This window comes from Pseudoalteromonas sp. THAF3 (genome assembly GCF_009363775.1).
Taxonomy (GTDB): domain Bacteria; phylum Pseudomonadota; class Gammaproteobacteria; order Enterobacterales; family Alteromonadaceae; genus Pseudoalteromonas; species Pseudoalteromonas ruthenica.
In genome coordinates this window covers 497,341-514,425 of sequence record NZ_CP045418.1, presented here as the reverse complement: position 1 = coordinate 514,425, position 17,085 = coordinate 497,341, and the positions used below count along the sequence as shown (strand labels likewise).

Annotated in this window: 13 protein-coding genes; 11 read left to right on the top strand and 2 right to left on the bottom strand. The window is 48.7% G+C overall.

Going from position 1 to position 17,085, the window contains the following annotated elements:
• Nucleotide 1 precedes the first annotated feature (1 nt).
• Complete coding sequence (gene panP / locus FIU82_RS02385) at nucleotides 2-1,627, bottom strand: pyridoxal-dependent aspartate 1-decarboxylase PanP (RefSeq protein ID WP_022945348.1); 1,626 nt, start codon at nucleotides 1,625-1,627, stop codon at nucleotides 2-4.
• Between the two features lie 241 nt (nucleotides 1,628-1,868).
• Nucleotides 1,869-2,885: a tRNA (adenosine(37)-N6)-threonylcarbamoyltransferase complex transferase subunit TsaD gene (gene tsaD, locus FIU82_RS02380; protein ID WP_152440235.1), complete on the bottom strand. Its 1,017-nt coding sequence runs from the start codon at nucleotides 2,883-2,885 to the stop codon at nucleotides 1,869-1,871.
• 199 nt (nucleotides 2,886-3,084) lie between these two features.
• Between tsaD and rpsU the strand changes: the two genes are divergently transcribed.
• The 11 genes from rpsU (at nucleotide 3,085) to FIU82_RS02325 (ending at nucleotide 17,062) form a co-directional block, all read left to right on the top strand.
• Nucleotides 3,085-3,300, top strand: a complete 216-nt coding sequence (gene rpsU / locus FIU82_RS02375) for a 30S ribosomal protein S21 (protein ID WP_022945346.1) — start codon at nucleotides 3,085-3,087, stop codon at nucleotides 3,298-3,300.
• Between the two features lie 21 nt (nucleotides 3,301-3,321).
• On the top strand, nucleotides 3,322-3,768 hold the full coding sequence (locus FIU82_RS02370; protein ID WP_022945345.1) for a GatB/YqeY domain-containing protein: 447 nt from the start codon (nucleotides 3,322-3,324) through the stop codon (nucleotides 3,766-3,768).
• A gap of 149 nt (nucleotides 3,769-3,917) precedes the next feature.
• Complete coding sequence (gene dnaG / locus FIU82_RS02365) at nucleotides 3,918-5,687, top strand: DNA primase (RefSeq protein WP_152440234.1); 1,770 nt, start codon at nucleotides 3,918-3,920, stop codon at nucleotides 5,685-5,687.
• 124 nt (nucleotides 5,688-5,811) lie between these two features.
• On the top strand, nucleotides 5,812-7,653 hold the full coding sequence (gene rpoD, locus FIU82_RS02360; RefSeq protein ID WP_022945343.1) for an RNA polymerase sigma factor RpoD: 1,842 nt from the start codon (nucleotides 5,812-5,814) through the stop codon (nucleotides 7,651-7,653).
• Between the two features lie 62 nt (nucleotides 7,654-7,715).
• Nucleotides 7,716-8,594, top strand: coding sequence for a 50S ribosomal protein L11 methyltransferase (prmA, locus tag FIU82_RS02355; protein WP_152440233.1), 879 nt, complete (start codon nucleotides 7,716-7,718; stop codon nucleotides 8,592-8,594).
• A gap of 263 nt (nucleotides 8,595-8,857) precedes the next feature.
• Complete coding sequence (dusB, locus tag FIU82_RS02350) at nucleotides 8,858-9,823, top strand: tRNA dihydrouridine synthase DusB (protein ID WP_045980568.1); 966 nt, start codon at nucleotides 8,858-8,860, stop codon at nucleotides 9,821-9,823.
• Between the two features lie 26 nt (nucleotides 9,824-9,849).
• Nucleotides 9,850-10,140: a DNA-binding transcriptional regulator Fis gene (gene fis / locus FIU82_RS02345; protein ID WP_010374122.1), complete on the top strand. Its 291-nt coding sequence runs from the start codon at nucleotides 9,850-9,852 to the stop codon at nucleotides 10,138-10,140.
• A 211-nt stretch (nucleotides 10,141-10,351) separates the two neighbouring features.
• The gene (purH, locus tag FIU82_RS02340) at nucleotides 10,352-11,938 is read left to right on the top strand and encodes a bifunctional phosphoribosylaminoimidazolecarboxamide formyltransferase/IMP cyclohydrolase (protein WP_152440232.1); all 1,587 of its coding nucleotides are present in this window, start codon (nucleotides 10,352-10,354) and stop codon (nucleotides 11,936-11,938) included.
• A 110-nt stretch (nucleotides 11,939-12,048) separates the two neighbouring features.
• The gene (locus FIU82_RS02335) at nucleotides 12,049-12,870 is read left to right on the top strand and encodes a class I SAM-dependent methyltransferase (RefSeq protein WP_152440231.1); all 822 of its coding nucleotides are present in this window, start codon (nucleotides 12,049-12,051) and stop codon (nucleotides 12,868-12,870) included.
• A gap of 12 nt (nucleotides 12,871-12,882) precedes the next feature.
• Nucleotides 12,883-14,169: a phosphoribosylamine--glycine ligase gene (gene purD, locus FIU82_RS02330; RefSeq protein ID WP_152440230.1), complete on the top strand. Its 1,287-nt coding sequence runs from the start codon at nucleotides 12,883-12,885 to the stop codon at nucleotides 14,167-14,169.
• A 370-nt stretch (nucleotides 14,170-14,539) separates the two neighbouring features.
• On the top strand, nucleotides 14,540-17,062 hold the full coding sequence (locus FIU82_RS02325; protein ID WP_152440229.1) for an EAL domain-containing protein: 2,523 nt from the start codon (nucleotides 14,540-14,542) through the stop codon (nucleotides 17,060-17,062).
• Nucleotides 17,063-17,085 lie beyond the last annotated feature (23 nt).

Sequence of the window (17,085 nt, the reverse complement as noted above, 5' to 3'; positions counted from 1 at the left end):
CTTAAAGGTACTTAGACAAGTACTTTTTGTACATCGGATCTGAGGCGGCTAATTCACGCTGCTCTGCAAGAATGTCCTTAAGTATCGCTTTCGAGGTGAGTGGGTTCGCCAATACCACACGAAATACCACCGTAGGCTGATAACCGTAGGCAGCTGGAGTCAACCGGGTACGCGATACAAATGAACGCCCCGCCTCACGCTGGCGCTTTTGCATGCTAGCGGTGAAACGATTCAATGCGGCGTAAATATCCAGCTTGGTTTGCTCATCCGCCTGCTGCAACCGTGCCTTTATTTTCTCTGGCACATAACGGTAGGTTAATAAGCACAGTTCAGGCTCGGAGATCAGTTCAAAATCCGCTTCCGATTTAATTAAATCAGCGAAAAAGCGCGCTTTCTCTAAGCTTTTATCGATCAGCATCTCATAGCCTTTACGACCGATAATACGTAAGCAGGCATGCACCAACATCGCCATTCCCGGGCGGCTCCCCTCTAAAGTATGACTGCCTAAATCTTTTGAACCTTTACGCAGTATATATTCAGCGTGGTGCTCTATGGCGTCGGTCGCGCTGGGGTCTTTAAATAACACGATTCCCGCGCCCATAGGCACATACATTTGTTTGTGCGCATCAATGGTGATGGAGTCTGCACGCTCAATGCCACTGAGCAGATGACGGTGATTATTCGATAACAAGGTGGCTCCACCCCAAGCCGCATCGACATGGAAGTGACAGCCTAGCTCCTCGGCCAGATCAGCCATGTCATTCAACGGGTCGATATTGCCGGTTTCGGTGGTCCCAGCGACTCCCACCAAGGCCATCACTTTGATGCCTTGGGCTTCGAGGGCACGTGCCTCTTTGCGCATCGCCGCAACATCGACTTTATTATCTTCATCGGTAGGAATCGCGATAAAGTTATCGCGGCCAATACCGAGCACATCGGCGGCCTTACCAAGGGAATAATGGCCTCGCTCGGAAACCAATACCGCCAAACCTTTATAACCGTAGTGGAACATCGCCGACACCAATCCTTGAGCGCCAATGCCTTTAAAATCACCTTCAGCCTTGAGCAAGCAGTTGCGCGCTATCCACAAGGCAGTAATGTTCGCCACCGTGCCCCCGGAGCAAAACGCACCGAGCGAGGTTTTGGCGCTATGCATCCACTTGTCGTAGAACTTTTGCTCGCGACCATACGCCATATGATGCAGCATGCCGACCACTTGGCGCTCTAATGGAGTAAAGGCTTTGGAGGTTTCGATCTTTACCAGGTTTTGGTTAAGACCCACCATGAGTTTGGACAGTGGCAGCACAAAATGAGGTAACGCCGAGGTCATATGACCAATAAAGCTCGGGGCAGCGGTATGCACGGAATGCGCTACCAGCTTTTCCATGATGTCCTGAGCATGGGCACTGACAAACATCGGCTCTTCGGGAACCTGAGCTGATTCGAAGTCGCGCTCGATTTCATGCAGCGGCTTTTCAACCGCAGCAATGTTCTCATTTAAAAAGCCAGCTAGATTACTAGAAATCTCGGCTTCTATTTTACTGAGCGTTGAGTCCGGTGCCTCTGGCACCGTAAAGACGCGCATCAAGCTCTGCTCTGATGCGACGGCAAAACGCTTATCACTCATGACATACCTAAATGCATTGGCTTTAAGGCGGTGACGGGTTGCTTAAAGCAGTTCAATTTAATTGCGCTCACTTTATAGCAATCACCTTAGAAAGTCTTGCAGCTTTGGTCAAATTTAAGAAAGTTAGGTGAATTTTTTACGACATTACCAGCATAAGCGGCACTTATACTGGTACAAAAGAATGAATTAACAACGCCTCATCTAAGGCTGCGCGCATGGGTTGAACATGCGCACACGACCCTTAAGCAATGCTCGGTAAACTATCTATTGGCCAGCGCGGCATAACTTGCGTGCTCACATCACCAGTTTGCCCTGCTTTTAGGCGCTGCATGCCGGCGTAGGCGATCATCGCACCATTATCTGTACAAAAAGCTGGGCGCGGATAGTACACCTCACCTTGCATGCCTTGCATCACCTTCGCCAACTGTTCACGTAAATAAGTATTGGCACTGACTCCACCGGCGATCACTAAGCGGTTTATACCGGTTTGCTTAAGTGCTCGCTTACACTTAATCGCCAAGGTATCGATCACGGCGGTTTGGAAGGCATGGGCAATATCAGCCTTCGTTTGTGAGTCGTCCCCTTCATTACGAATGGTATTCGCCGCAGAGGTCTTCAACCCGCTAAAGCTAAAATCCAAGCCAGGTCTGTCGGTCATTGGTCGGGGGAACTTAAAGCGCCCCGGCGTGCCTTGCTCTGCCAACTTCGCCAATAAGGGCCCGCCAGGATAATCTAACCCAAGTAATTTTGCGGTTTTATCGAAGGCTTCACCGGCAGCATCATCCACCGACTCACCAAGTACTTGGTATTCACCGATATTGCTAACCTTCACCAACAGCGTGTGCCCTCCGGATACCAACAGAGCCACAAAAGGAAACTCTGGGACTCGCTCTTCCAACATCGGTGCCAGCAAATGTCCTTCCATATGGTGAACCGCCACAGTAGGGAGCTGCCACCCATAGGCTAAGGAGCGTGCAATGGATGAGCCTACTAATAAAGCCCCGACAAGGCCTGGGCCTGCGGTATAGGCCACACCATCTAAATCCTCAGGGCTACACTTTGCTTCGGCAAACGCAGCTTCAATTAAAGGCAATGTCTTACGCACATGATCGCGCGATGCTAATTCAGGCACCACGCCGCCATAATCGGCATGCATTTTCACTTGGCTATATAATTGATGCGCAAGCAAACCTTGTTCATCGTCATAAATAGCAATCCCGGTCTCGTCACAGGAAGATTCTATTCCCAAAATGCGCAATGTGAGTCTCCTACATGGGCTTAGGTGGCACGGATAAGGCCGCATATTCTACTTGGTTGCTGCAATTTTACCAGTATTGTGATATTTATTCTTTACACACGGGGGTAAGTCGGATTACAATGCCGCACCATTTTTGAACCACTTGATCATAATTTGATCAGATGAGTGAAGCTCATTTAGTTAGGTAGGTGAATTTTTAATGCCAGTAGTTAAAGTAAGAGAAAACGAGCCGTTTGACGTAGCTCTACGCCGCTTCAAGCGTTCATGTGAAAAAGCAGGTATCCTTTCAGAAGTTCGTCGTCGCGAGCACTATGAAAAGCCAACCGCTGCGCGTAAGCGTAAAAAAGCGGCTGCTGTTAAGCGTCACATGAAAAAGCTTTCTCGCGAAAACGCACGTCGCGTTCGTTTATACTAATCGCTTCTCGGTCTTGATGTCATGAGTCTTTTAGTTACCTTAAAAGATGCACAAAAAGACGCGATGCGTGCCAAGGACAAAATGCGCCTTGGTGCTGTGCGTTCAGTATTAGCAGCCATTAAACAGCGTGAGATCGACGAGCGCATTACCTTAGACGAAGCCGCGATTACCTCGGTTATCGTTAAGCTCGTTAAGCAACGCCGTGATTCTTATACTCAGTATAAAGACGCCGGTCGTGACGATCTCGCTGATGTGGAAGCTGCCGAAATTGCGGTTTTAGAAGAGTTTCTTCCAAAACCACTGAACGAGGATGAAATCAATCAACTGATTGATAACGCCATCGCCGACACCGGTGCCCAAGGCATGCAAGACATGGGTAAAGTGATGGGCGTAATTAAGAGTCAAGCTGAAGGCCGTGCCGATATGGGCAAATTATCAGGCCTTATTAAACAGCGACTCAGCGCCTAGATTGCGAAAGCAAATTCAAGCAAACCGAGCCTTGTGCTCGGTTTCTTCGTTTGTGCACGATTGAAAAATAAAGTCACTGTGGCAGCTCCATTTCTTCGTGGCGATTGATATACTACTGAGATTCTCTATTCCCAATTAGGTGTTAGCAAATGGCAGGCAAGATCCCACGACAATTTATCGATGATCTTTTAGCTCGCACCGATATTGTAGAGTTAATAGACGCGCGCGTTAATCTTAAAAAAGCAGGCAAAGACTACCAAGCCTGTTGCCCTTTCCATAACGAAAAAACACCGTCGTTTACCGTCTCTCAAGACAAACAGTTTTATCACTGCTTTGGTTGTGGCGCCAATGGCAACGCCATCAGTTTTGTCATGGAATACGATAAACTCGACTTTGTTGACGCTATCGAAGAGCTCGCCAGTTTATTGCACCTCGAAGTGCCAAGAGAGCAAGGCCATAATAATTCCGAGCGCCCTCCTGTCAGTCAAGAACAAAAGCGCTCAGACTATGAATTGATGGAACAAGCAGCACGGTATTATCAGCAGCAGTTGCGCCATCATGCTAACTCACAGTTGGTGATTGATTACCTTAAAGGGCGAGGCCTCAGCGGCCAAACGGTCAAAGACTATCAAATTGGCTATGCCCCGAGTGAGTGGGAAGCCTTGTGCCAGACTCTGGGGAAAAACCCCAAGCAAAAGCAGCAGTTGATCGAGCTTAAACTGGCCACCCAAAAAGACAATGGCCGCACCTTTGATTTCTTCCGTGACCGACTGATGTTCCCTATCCGCGACCGTCGCGGTCGGGTCATTGCTTTTGGCGGACGTATTATGGGCAGCGATGATAACGGCCCTAAATACCTAAACTCACCTGAGACCCGGGTATTCCATAAAGGATTTGAGCTGTACGGTTTTTATGAGGCTAAGCAAGCGCACAAAAAGCTTGAGCAGTTACTTATTGTTGAAGGCTATATGGATGTGGTGGCCTTGGCTGAGCATGATATTAAATATGCCGTTGCCGCCTTGGGCACTGCGACCACCGCCGAACACATGCAATTACTGCTGCGGGCCACCGACAAAGTTATTTGTTGTTATGATGGCGACCGCGCGGGTCGCGACGCGGCTTGGCGCGCACTTGAAAACGCTCTGCCCTATTTAAAAGACGGCAAGGCACTGAAGTTCGTGTTTTTACCGGACGGTGAAGACCCCGATTCATTGGTACAGCAAGAGGGCAAAGCGGCCTTTGAACAACGCTTGGATGACGCCAAAGATTTTATCGAGGTGTTTTTTGCTCGTTTGAGCGAACATTTAGATCTTACTCAGGATGCAGGCAAGGCCAAGTTACTAAGCGAAGCCTTACCACTGATTGAAAAAATTCCCAGTGAGTTTTACCAAGAAAGCCTATTAGAACGTTTAGCACGGTTTATTGGCCGCACTCGGGAACAACTCAATGCCAAGCTCAAAACCCCAAAACAACAAAAACGGGTTGAGAGCCAATTTAAAATGACGCCCATGCGCACCGCGATTGCGCTCATGGTGCAACACCCACAACTGGCACCTACGGTTGAGTACATGCCAGAGCTTGCCAGTTTAGGTTTACCGGGTTTGGAATTGTTTTTAGCCATTCAAAAGCAATGTTTAGACAACCCACAAATTACCACCGCGCAGTTGTTAGAAAGTTACCGTGAACGCCCTGAATACGGCGCACTTACTAAGCTTGCAGCGTGGCCACACCAAATAAACGACGAGGTTTTGGAACCTCATTTCCAACAAACGGTCAAATTCATTGAAGATCAGTGTTTAAATCATCGCCTCGAGACCTTATTAATAAAGGACAAGACGCAAGGTTTAAGCTTTGAAGAACGACGTGAATACGCGCTACTAACGCAAGCACTAAAAGGCAGTGAAGTGCTCGAAAGCTAGCCAGAAAAAACTCGGTCTGTTATAATACGCAATTCACTGCGTCAAACCGGCTTGGGGCTCCCAGCTTAGGTTCTTAAGCTGACGCCTGTTGTATCAACTTATCAGGGTGGAAGAGCAAATCTCTATGGATCCAACTCCTCAGTCACAACTAAAACTTCTGATTCAGAAAGGTAAAGAGCAAGGTTATCTTACATTCGCGGAAGTGAACGATCACCTTCCACAAGACATCATTGACTCGGATCAGGTCGAAGACATTATCAGCATGATTAATGACATGGGTATTAAGGTCAGCGAGTCTGCGCCTGATGCCGATGAATTAATGATGGCTGAAACGACCACGGATGAGGACGCAGCAGAGGCTGCGGCTGCAGCCCTGGCAACGGTAGAAAAAGAGATCGGTCGTACTACGGACCCTGTGCGCATGTATATGCGTGAAATGGGGACGGTTGAGCTACTTACTCGTGAGGGCGAAATTGATATCGCCAAGCGTATTGAGGAAGGTATCAACCAAGTACAGATTTCTGTTGCTGAATATCCAGAGGCTATCTCGCACCTACTTGAACAGTGGGACATGTTCGAAGCCGAAGAAATTCGCTTGAGCGACATCATCACTGGCTTTTTCGATCCCAACGAGGACGAAACACAAATCTCTGCCACACACATTGGTTCTGAATTGAGCGAAGAAGAGCTCGATGACGAAGACGATGATGCTGACAGCGATGACGATGATGAAGAAGAAACCGATAACGGTCCAGATCCGGAAGAAGCGCGCGAGCACTTTGAAAAGCTTCGTGCCTTGTACACTGGCGCACGCGAGATTTTCGAGCAAAAAGGCCGTTCGCATCCCGATGCTAAAGCCGCGATTATTGAGATCGGCGAGCTATTTCGTACCTTCAAACTAGTACCGAAGCAATTTGATCGCATGGTTAACAACATGCGTGCAATGATGGATAAAGTGCGTGTGCAAGAACGCATCATCATGAAGCAAGCGGTACAAGTTGCTAAAATGCCAAAGAAAACGTTCGTTAAGCATTTTGCTAACAACGAAACCGATGCCTCTTGGCTTGATGCCGAAATCGCTAAAGGCGAGAGCTACTCAGCGAAATTAAGCGAGCTAAAACCGGAAATTGAACGTTGCATCAATAAGCTAAAACAGATTGAGCAAAGCACCGGTTTATCCATTGAGCGTATTAAAGACATCAACCGTCGTATGAGTATTGGTGAGGCGAAAGCTCGCCGTGCGAAAAAAGAGATGGTTGAAGCAAACTTACGTCTGGTTATTTCAATTGCCAAGAAATACACCAACCGAGGTCTGCAGTTCTTGGATCTGATCCAAGAAGGTAACATCGGCTTGATGAAAGCGGTCGACAAATTTGAATATCGCCGTGGTTATAAGTTCTCAACTTATGCAACTTGGTGGATCCGTCAGGCAATCACTCGCTCGATTGCTGACCAAGCGCGTACTATTCGTATTCCGGTACATATGATTGAGACCATTAATAAGCTCAATCGTATCTCGCGTCAGATGCTTCAGGAAATGGGCCGCGAGCCAAACCCTGAAGAACTGGCTGAGCGCATGCTAATGCCTGAAGATAAGATTCGTAAGGTATTAAAAATCGCTAAAGAGCCGATTTCAATGGAGACGCCTATCGGTGACGATGAAGATTCGCACTTAGGTGATTTCATTGAGGATACCACCATTGATTCGCCAATCGATTCAGCGACCATGGAAAGCCTTAAAGGCGCGACTCACGAAGTACTGGCAGGCCTGACAGCCCGCGAAGCAAAAGTACTACGTATGCGTTTTGGTATCGACATGAATACCGACCACACCCTAGAGGAAGTGGGTAAGCAGTTTGACGTTACTCGAGAGCGTATCCGTCAAATCGAAGCGAAGGCACTGCGTAAGTTACGCCATCCATCGCGCTCTGACCTGCTGAAGAGTTTCTTAGACGCCAGCAAATAAGCCGCGTCTTACACACTACATCAAGGCCGCTTTTTAGCGGCCTTTTTTAACGAGGATTTACAATGGCTTGGATCCAAATCCGCATTCGTGCCACCGAGTCAACGGCTGATGCCATTAGTGATCACCTTATGGACATCGGTTGTCCATCGGTGACCTTCATGGACACTAAAGACACGCCTATTTTTGAACCCCAGCCCGGGGAAGTAAAATACTGGGCAGAAACCACTGTGATTGGCCTGTTTGAGGCCAACCACGATATGCAAGCCGTGGTTGACTACCTAAAAGTACAGCCTGAGCTTAAAGAGCAATTTCATTATAAAATTGAGCAACTTGAAGACAAAGATTGGGAACGAGAGTGGATGAAAAACTTCCACCCTATCCGCTTTGGCGAGCGTTTGTGGATTTGCCCGAGCTGGCTCGATGTGCCAGACCCTAGTGCGGTTAATGTTATGCTCGACCCGGGTCTGGCCTTTGGCACCGGCACCCATGCTACTACCGCGCTGTGCTTAAAGTGGTTAGAAGGCCTCGATTTAAGCGGCAAAACTGTGGTCGATTTTGGCTGTGGTTCCGGTATTTTGGGGATTGCGGCCATCAAGTTAGGTGCTGCCCGCGTTATCGGTATAGATATCGACCAGCAAGCCCTCGATGCCAGTCAAGACAACGCCGCACGTAATGGTGTTGCTGAACAGCTAGAGGTGTATTTGCCACAAAACCAACCTCACCTTGAAGCTGATGTGGTGGTTGCTAATATTCTTGCCCAACCCTTGCGTGAGCTTAATGAAGTGATTCTCAGCTTGCTAAAGTCCGGCGGTGACATTGCTCTATCTGGAGTGCTGGCTGAGCAAGCGCAATCGGTAGCCAGTCATTATGACCAGCAAGTAAACCTCGCCCCTATCGAACAGGAAGGGGATTGGGTGCGCATCAGTGGGGTTAAAAAGTAACCACAGCTGACACTATTTGCGCAGCGGACAATTGTCCCTGCGCGACTTTTTTACACTTTTTACGCATCATCAACACCCCGCAGAGTAAGCTTTCACGGGCCTGTGTTCATAAAACAAACAAAAAAATCACTCCCTCAGCTCGTTACCAAATGTCAATACGAAAAGTTTAAAAAAAAAGCACTTTTGTTCAATTTATAGCCTTTGATTTTGCCGCAAAAAACCGTAAACTTAGCGCCCCTTGAAACGAGGTGAATTGAGTCGCTGTGCAAATTGGTCCGTACCAGTTAGAAAACAACTTAATGGTCGCCCCCATGGCTGGGATAACCGACCGCCCTTTTCGACAACTCTGTCGTCGCTTAGGTGCAGGCCTCGCGGTCTCCGAGATGTTGTCTTCCAACCCAAAGGTTTGGCGTACAGCTAAATCCATGGGCCGTATGGATCACAGCGGTGAGTCAGGTATTCGTTCCGTGCAAATTGCCGGTGCCGACCCTGAACTTATGGCGCAAGCCGCACAATTTAACGTTTCCAATGGCGCGCAGATCATAGATATCAATATGGGCTGCCCGGCAAAAAAAGTGAATAAAAAGCTTGCAGGCTCTGCGTTGCTGCAATATCCAGAGTTGGTCGAAGCCATCGTTAAAGCGGTGGTTAATGCGGTGGATGTGCCCGTCACATTGAAAATCCGTACTGGCTGGGATGTGGATAATCGCAACGGCGTCGAGATTGCAGCTATCGCTGAGCACAATGGTATTCAGTCACTTGCCGTCCATGGACGCACTCGTGCGTGCATGTATAAAGGCAATGCTGAATACGACACGATTAGAGCCGTGAAACGCTCAGTGTCGATTCCTGTGGTGGCTAATGGTGATATTACATCGCCACATAAGGCACAACAGGTTTTAGAGTATACGGGCGCAGATGCCATCATGGTTGGCCGAGCCGCCCAAGGTCGCCCCTGGATTTTCCGGGAAATCGATCATTATTTAAAAACCGGAACGCTGCTAGCGCCGCCTGAATTAGGCGAAGTACGCAGCATATTGATGGAGCATTTAACTAATCTGCATCAATTTTACGGTGAGCCCATGGGGGCGCGGATTGCTCGCAAGCATGTTGGATGGTATTTGCACGCTCATGACGAAAACGGTCAGTTTAGGCGAGTATTCAATGCGCTAGAAACACCTCAACAGCAGGTGGAAGCGCTTAATGAGTACTTTGAAACTTATTGCTAATCCAGAAAGAAAGAGACAATACAACGATGTTTGAACAAAATGTGACTTCTCCTTTTATTACTAACGCTCACGTTCAGTCACAAGAGAAACCACAGCCTCTTCGCGACGCTGTTAAAAAAGCTGTTCACCACTACTTAAAGCAGCTTAACGGTCAGGACGTACAAGATGTATACGAGCTTGTTCTTTCTGAACTAGAAGCACCGCTTCTAGAAGAAGTAATGACTTACACACGTGGCAACCAAACGCGTGCGGCCATCTTGCTAGGTATCAACCGTGGTACTTTACGCAAGAAGCTGAAAAAGTACGGCATGAACTAATGAATACGCAGCGCTAAGCTGCACCTAAAAGCACCTTCGGGTGCTTTTTTATTTTCGTCCATACGCGAAAATGACCAGCGCTACACCTGGTCTGGTGTTATACAAAAGCACCATCATTGTTTAAAATAAGGGATTCTAAGCAAGTCCCCTTGCCTAACCCCAAGGCGTAAGCCTAGGCAAGCTTTCACTCATTGAGGTAATCAAAACAACCATGGATACACATCGTCCAATTCGTCGCGCACTTATCAGTGTGTCTGACAAAACGGGTATCGTTGAATTCGCTCGCGAACTAGCCGCTCAAGGCGTTGACATTCTTTCTACCGGTGGCACCTGCAAACTGCTTGCTGACAACGGCATTAAGGTCACTGAAGTATCTGACCACACCGGTCATCCAGAAATTATGGACGGTCGCGTAAAAACCCTACACCCGAAAATCCACGGCGGCATATTAGCGCGTCGCGGCCAAGATGAAGGGGTGATGAGCGACAACGACATCGATGCCATCGATATGGTTGTAGTGAACCTATATCCTTTTGCACAAACCGTTGCCAAAGCGGATTGCAGCCTTGAAGACGCCATTGAGAATATCGATATCGGCGGCCCAACTATGGTGCGCGCGGCAGCGAAAAATCACAAAGACGTGACCATCGTAGTAAATGCGGGTGATTACACACGCGTAATTGACGAAATGAAAGCCAACCAAGGCTCAACCACCCACGCCACACGTTTTGATTTAGCTATTGCGGCTTTTGAGCACACCGCTCAGTACGATGGCATGATCGCCAACTACTTCGGTAAAATGGTGCCAGATTACACCGAGGAAGCGGCGGCTGAGACTAAATTTCCACGCACTTTCAACATGCAATTCACCAAGAAGCAGGACATGCGCTATGGTGAAAACTCGCACCAAGATGCGGCGTTTTACGTTGAAAATGACCTTAGCGAAGCCTCAGTGGCCACCGCTAAGCAGCTACAAGGCAAGGCGCTATCATACAACAACATTGCTGATACCGACGCAGCCCTTGAGTGCGTAAAGGAATTCGATGCGCCAGCGTGTGTGATCGTCAAACACGCCAACCCATGTGGCGTATCGGTCGGTGAAAACATCCTTAGCGCCTATGACCGCGCCTTTAAAACCGACCCAACTTCCGCTTTCGGCGGCATTATTGCCTTTAACCGTGAACTTGATGGTGATACCGCAGAAGCCATCGTCGCGCGCCAGTTTGTGGAAGTGATTATTGCGCCTAGCATCAGCGAAGAAGCGGCGCAAATCGTTTCGGCAAAACAAAATGTACGCCTACTAGAGTGTGGCCAGTGGCAAGATAAAACCACCGCTGTGGATATTAAGCGCGTTAATGGCGGTATTTTAGTGCAAGACCGCGACCAAGGCATGGTGGCCAAAGAAGAGCTAAAAGTCGTGTCTAAGCGCCAACCTACCGAGCAAGAGCTAAACGATTTAATGTTCTGCTGGAAGGTGGCTAAGTTTGTTAAATCGAACGCCATCGTATACGCCAAAGACGGCATGACCATTGGTGTGGGCGCCGGACAAATGAGCCGCGTTTATTCAGCGAAAATCGCCGGTATTAAAGCTGCTGACGAAAACCTCGTGGTTGAGGGTTCGGTCATGGCCTCGGATGCCTTCTTCCCGTTCCGTGATGGCATCGACGCCGCAGCAGCGGCTGGTATCACGGCCGTGATTCAGCCCGGTGGCTCAATGCGCGATGAAGAAGTTATCGCCGCTGCAGACGAAGCAGGCATGGCCATGGTATTCACCGGCATGCGCCACTTCCGCCACTAAAACCGCTAACCACGCCAGTGCATAATTTGTACTGGCGTGTTTTCGTAGACTATTCAAATCAATCTGTTATGTTGGCACTAAATACCAAAAACAACAGCAAGGATTAGATTATGAAACTAGGCTTGAAAACCGCGCTCAGCGCTGCTTTAGCTGTCTCTTTAAGTGCTTGTGCTGCAACCAGTGGCACCGAAGCACTCACCGATGCCGCGCAAAACGATTTGCGTAGCGAGCAAGCAAAAAGTCGCGACCAATATCGCCACCCGGTGGAAACCTTGGCGTTTTTTGGCTTCGAACCGTCGATGACCGTAGTTGAGATCTGGCCTGGTGGCGGCTGGTACAGCGATATTATCGCCCCTGCGATGAAAGGTGAAGGCACCTTTTACGCCGCCCACTTCCCTGCTGATAGCGATGTTGAGTATTACCAACGCTCACTAACCCGTTTCCAAGATAAACTTGCCAGCGACGGTGCTTACAGCGACGTTAAACTCAGTGAGTTTGCGCCTGGCACACATCATAGCATCGCTCCTGAAGGAAGCGCCGACATGGTGCTGACGTTCAGAAACCTGCACAACTGGTATATGCAAAAAGACGAACAAGGCGTTAAAGATGCCTTTAAAGCCTTTTATGCAGCCTTAAAGCCCGGTGGCGTACTTGGTGTAGTTGATCACCGCTTACCCGAAAGCCGCGATGCAGGTAAAGCGAAACGCTCAGGCTATGTTAAAGAAAGTTGGGTGATTGAGCTGGCTAAACAGGCCGGATTTGAACTCGCTGCGAAAAGTGAAATCAATGCAAACCCGAATGATTTTGCCGACCACCCTCGTGGCGTATGGACATTGCCACCGCGTTTAGCGCTAGGCGATGAAGACCGCGCTAAATATGAGGCGATTGGTGAAAGCGATCGGATGACGCTGAAATTCATCAAACCGCAATAGGATTTTTACGCCATGAATGTACTTGTCATTGGCAGTGGCGGCCGCGAACACGCACTTGCGTTTAAGGCCGCTCAATCAAGCAAAGTAGAAAAAGTATTTGTCGCGCCAGGTAATGCTGGCACCGCTCTAGAGCCAAAACTAGAAAACGTCGCCATTGGTGTCGAAGACATCGATGCGCTTATCGCTTTCGTCAAAGAAAACCAAGTTGAACTGACCATTGTCGGCCCTGAAGCACCGCTAGTGATTGGTGTGGTCGATGCCTTTCGCGAACAAGGCTTGGCTATTTTCGGACCGACACAAGGCGCCGCCCAACTCGAAGGCTCTAAGTCATTCACTAAAGACTTTTTAGCACGCCACAATATCCCAACGGCGTTCTACAAGACCTTTGAGCAAATCGAGCCCGCGCTTGCTTACATTAAAGAGCAAGGCGCTCCCATCGTGGTCAAAGCCGATGGCTTGGCCGCAGGTAAAGGCGTTATTGTGGCCATGACCGAAGCCGAAGCCGAGGCTGCTGTACGCGATATGCTCGCAGGCAATGCCTTTGGTGAGGCGGGTAGCCGCGTGGTTATCGAGGAGTTCTTAGAAGGCGAGGAAGCCTCGTTTATCGTTATGGTTGACGGTAAGAACGTACTACCTTTTGCCACCAGCCAAGACCATAAGCGTGCCTATGATGGTGATAAAGGCCCGAACACCGGTGGCATGGGAGCCTACTCTCCAGCCCCCGTGGTCAGTGAAGAAATTCACAACCGCATTATGGATGAAGTGATCAACCCGACCGTAGCAGGTATGGCAGCAGAGGGTCATCCGTATACCGGCTTTTTGTATGCAGGGCTGATGATTGCCGCCGATGGCACGCCTAAGGTCATTGAATACAACTGCCGCTTTGGCGACCCAGAAACGCAACCGATTATGCTGCGTCTGCAATCAGACCTAGTGTCGTTGATTGAAGCTGCGAATCGTCAAGAACTGGATCGCACAGAAATTAACTTCGACCCACGCGCCGCCGTTGGCGTGGTGCTGGCAGCGAAAGGGTATCCAGGTTCTTACCCTAAAGGTGATGCTATCTCCGGTCTAAAGGTAAATTACCCACAGGGCGAAAAAGTCTTCCATGCAGGCACCAAGCAGCAAGGTGAAGACATCGTCACTGCCGGGGGCCGGGTTCTGTGTGCGACAGCGCTAGGCGATACCGTAACAGCGGCGCAACAACGTGCGTATGATTTGGTGAAAGAGATTAACTGGGACGGTGTTGAATACCGCACCGATATCGCTCACCACGCCATTCGTCGCGAGCGTACTTAACCCCCACGAGAACATTCGTTCCGAGAACCTTCGTTCCGAGAACATTCGTTCAAAACAGGGTTAAGAGCTAATAACCGTACATATCAAGCGAGGCTAAATGCCTCGCTTTTTTATGAAGTCCTAAGAAATGGACACAAAATGCTCGACTTGCACTCGTTCTTCACCAGTTTGATTGTCTCCTCACTAGACGCTTCCCTATTCACTTACTTCACTGTAACTAGTATCAAGCGTTATCGTAGCCCAGTGTAAACACCTCTACCTTTGCATCTACCTAAACTCCTGGTACCGCAAAGTAACCGGGCGTTAATCCGTCCATTTTTCTGTGCTTTGCTACACTTTGACCATCTAAACTAGAAGAAAGTATTGCATTTTGTTGCCACGGCTGGATTTATTTAACGTACTTGCTGCTTGTTTGCTCGCCACTCTAGTGCTTATCGCCGGTGTGTTAGCCGCCAATATTACTCAGTCTTCACCCCACAGTCTGGGCAATGAACCAGGGTTAACAGTGGAGCCAAGTTTTATGGTGCTCCCGCAAGCGGTCACATTTTCAGCGCTTCATGAAAAGCATTTTGATGACTTCACTGCAGGGTCATGGCAACAGGTTCCTTGGCAATTTGGTACACAGCAATATTGGCTACGTTTAACTATTACCAATAACCAAACTGAGCCAAGATCGCTTATTGCCCGCTTTGATAACCCCATGGTCGATAATTTGCTCGTGTATCACCTTGATGAAGCAGGCCAAGTGCAACATAGCGTGCAATTGGGCGACCACCGCCGCGATTTAAGCCAGCTTGAATACGCCCTGCCCCACTATGCATTTACTCTGCAAGCGCAACAGCAACATACTCTAGTTATTGGTATACACACCACGGGCATAAGCAAAACCCCAGTCAACCTTTACTCCGAACAGACCTTTTTTGAGCTTAGCCGCAGTACTTTCTCGTTGTGGAGCGTATATGTTGGCGTGTTATTAATGACCGCGCTGTATAACTTGATTCTATACTTCAGCATTCGCGATCGCGTGTATTTGCTCTATGTGGGCTATATTCTTGCGGTGATGACCTTGCTCGGCATCGTGCTCGGCTATGGCTTTTATTTATGGCCCACGTCATGGCAGCAATGGTTTCACCACCAAGTCATTTTATTTAACTACGCCATTGCCATTACCACGCTGGGGTTTTGCGTTATGTTTTTGCGTTATCACAAAGACCGAGGCAAGCCGTATCGCGTGGCGATAAGTTATTTGCAGCTTTTGCTGTTGTTGTGCGCGCTCAGCCTGTTTTTACCGGAATTTTATAGCGCACCGATATTTTTTATGACCATGCCGGGGCTGTATATCATTTGCTTCTGGCTAATTTTCAAAAAGCTCATCAGTGGTTTTCGGTGGGCTAAATATTACGTACTTTCGTGGTTTCCGTTGTTATGTGCCGCCGCCATCCAGCCGTTAGAATTGACCGGTGTTATTGAATACAGCTATCTAACCCGTCATGCTTTTTTATTCGGCAGCTTAATTGAAATTACCCTGATGGCCCTAGCACTGGCCGATAGAGTACGCTATCAACGTAAGAAATCACTGTATTACGCCATTCATAATAGCCACAGTGGCTTACTGACCTACACCACGTTGATGCGCCGGATTGCGCAACTACAAAATCAACGTCGCAGTTTCACACTGTGTATCGTGCATATGGCGAACTTTCAAAACCTACAGAAGACCATTGGCATCGAAAGTAGCTCGCAACTGCTCAAAAGTATTGCAGCAACGCTCAGTGAACACGCTAAGGCGCTTCGCTGTTATCGCATTCACTCAAGCAGCAAAGAAACCGTGGCTGAGCTTAACAACGGCTGCTTAGCAGTGCTCAGCGCAGAGCCTGCGGCAACACTCGAGCATCAGCGACTGCCGCACTTGCTTAGCCAGTTACAGGCCGAGTTGAGTGTCGCCGATTTACGTCTTAAGCCTAGTTACATTCTCGCTACTGTCGCTGCTGAGCAAAGCTCGCAACCTTTTAAACAGCTGATAGAGCAAGCTTGCCAGCGCGTACAAAAAGCCCCTGCTGGCCGGCATCGTATATTCTCAGTGGATGACAACAGCGATGTCAGCCAGTTACAACGGGCCACTGCACTGCAGCAAGCCATGCACAACAATGAATTGTGTCTTTATTACCAGCCGCAGCTTAATCTGCAAACTCTGCAAGTATGCGGCGCTGAAGCGCTGCTGCGCTGGCCCCAACAACAAAGCCGTGATTTTACCGTTGAAGATATTATTCATTTGGCAGAGCAAACGGGGTTGATCAATCAGCTGACCCTGTGGATTCTTAATTGCGCCTGCAGAGATATCGCTGCGCAAGGAGAGCTGTGGCAAGGGCAGCATATATCTGTCAACCTCAGTGCCCGAGACATACATATTGCAGATTTTACCCACAAGCTTGCTGATATCCTTAATGAGCATGGGGTGGCCCCGACACAGCTGAAACTGGAACTGACAGAGTCAGCCCTTGTTGATGATCCAGAAGCGCTTAAAGCCCTTATCGCTAGGCTTGCTGAGTTGGGGGTCAAGGTCGTGTTAGATGATTATGGTACTGGCTACTCATCGCTCGAGTATCTCGTTAAATACGCCTTCGCGGAGCTTAAAATTGATAAATACTTTGTAATGTCATTGGCGCATTCTCAACACCATCAAGCGATTGTAAACACGACTATTATGATGGCCCATAACCTTGGTTTAAAGGTCACTGCTGAGGGCGTTGAAACGCAAGAAATCGCTCACTTGCTACGCCATTATGGTGCGGATACGGCACAAGGCTATTTGTATGCTAAACCCATGAATATTGCCGATTACAACGCATGGCTGCAGCAGCAAAAGCAATGGAGCAACGACAGTCTAGCCTAGGTTTGCTACCATACGCGCTGACT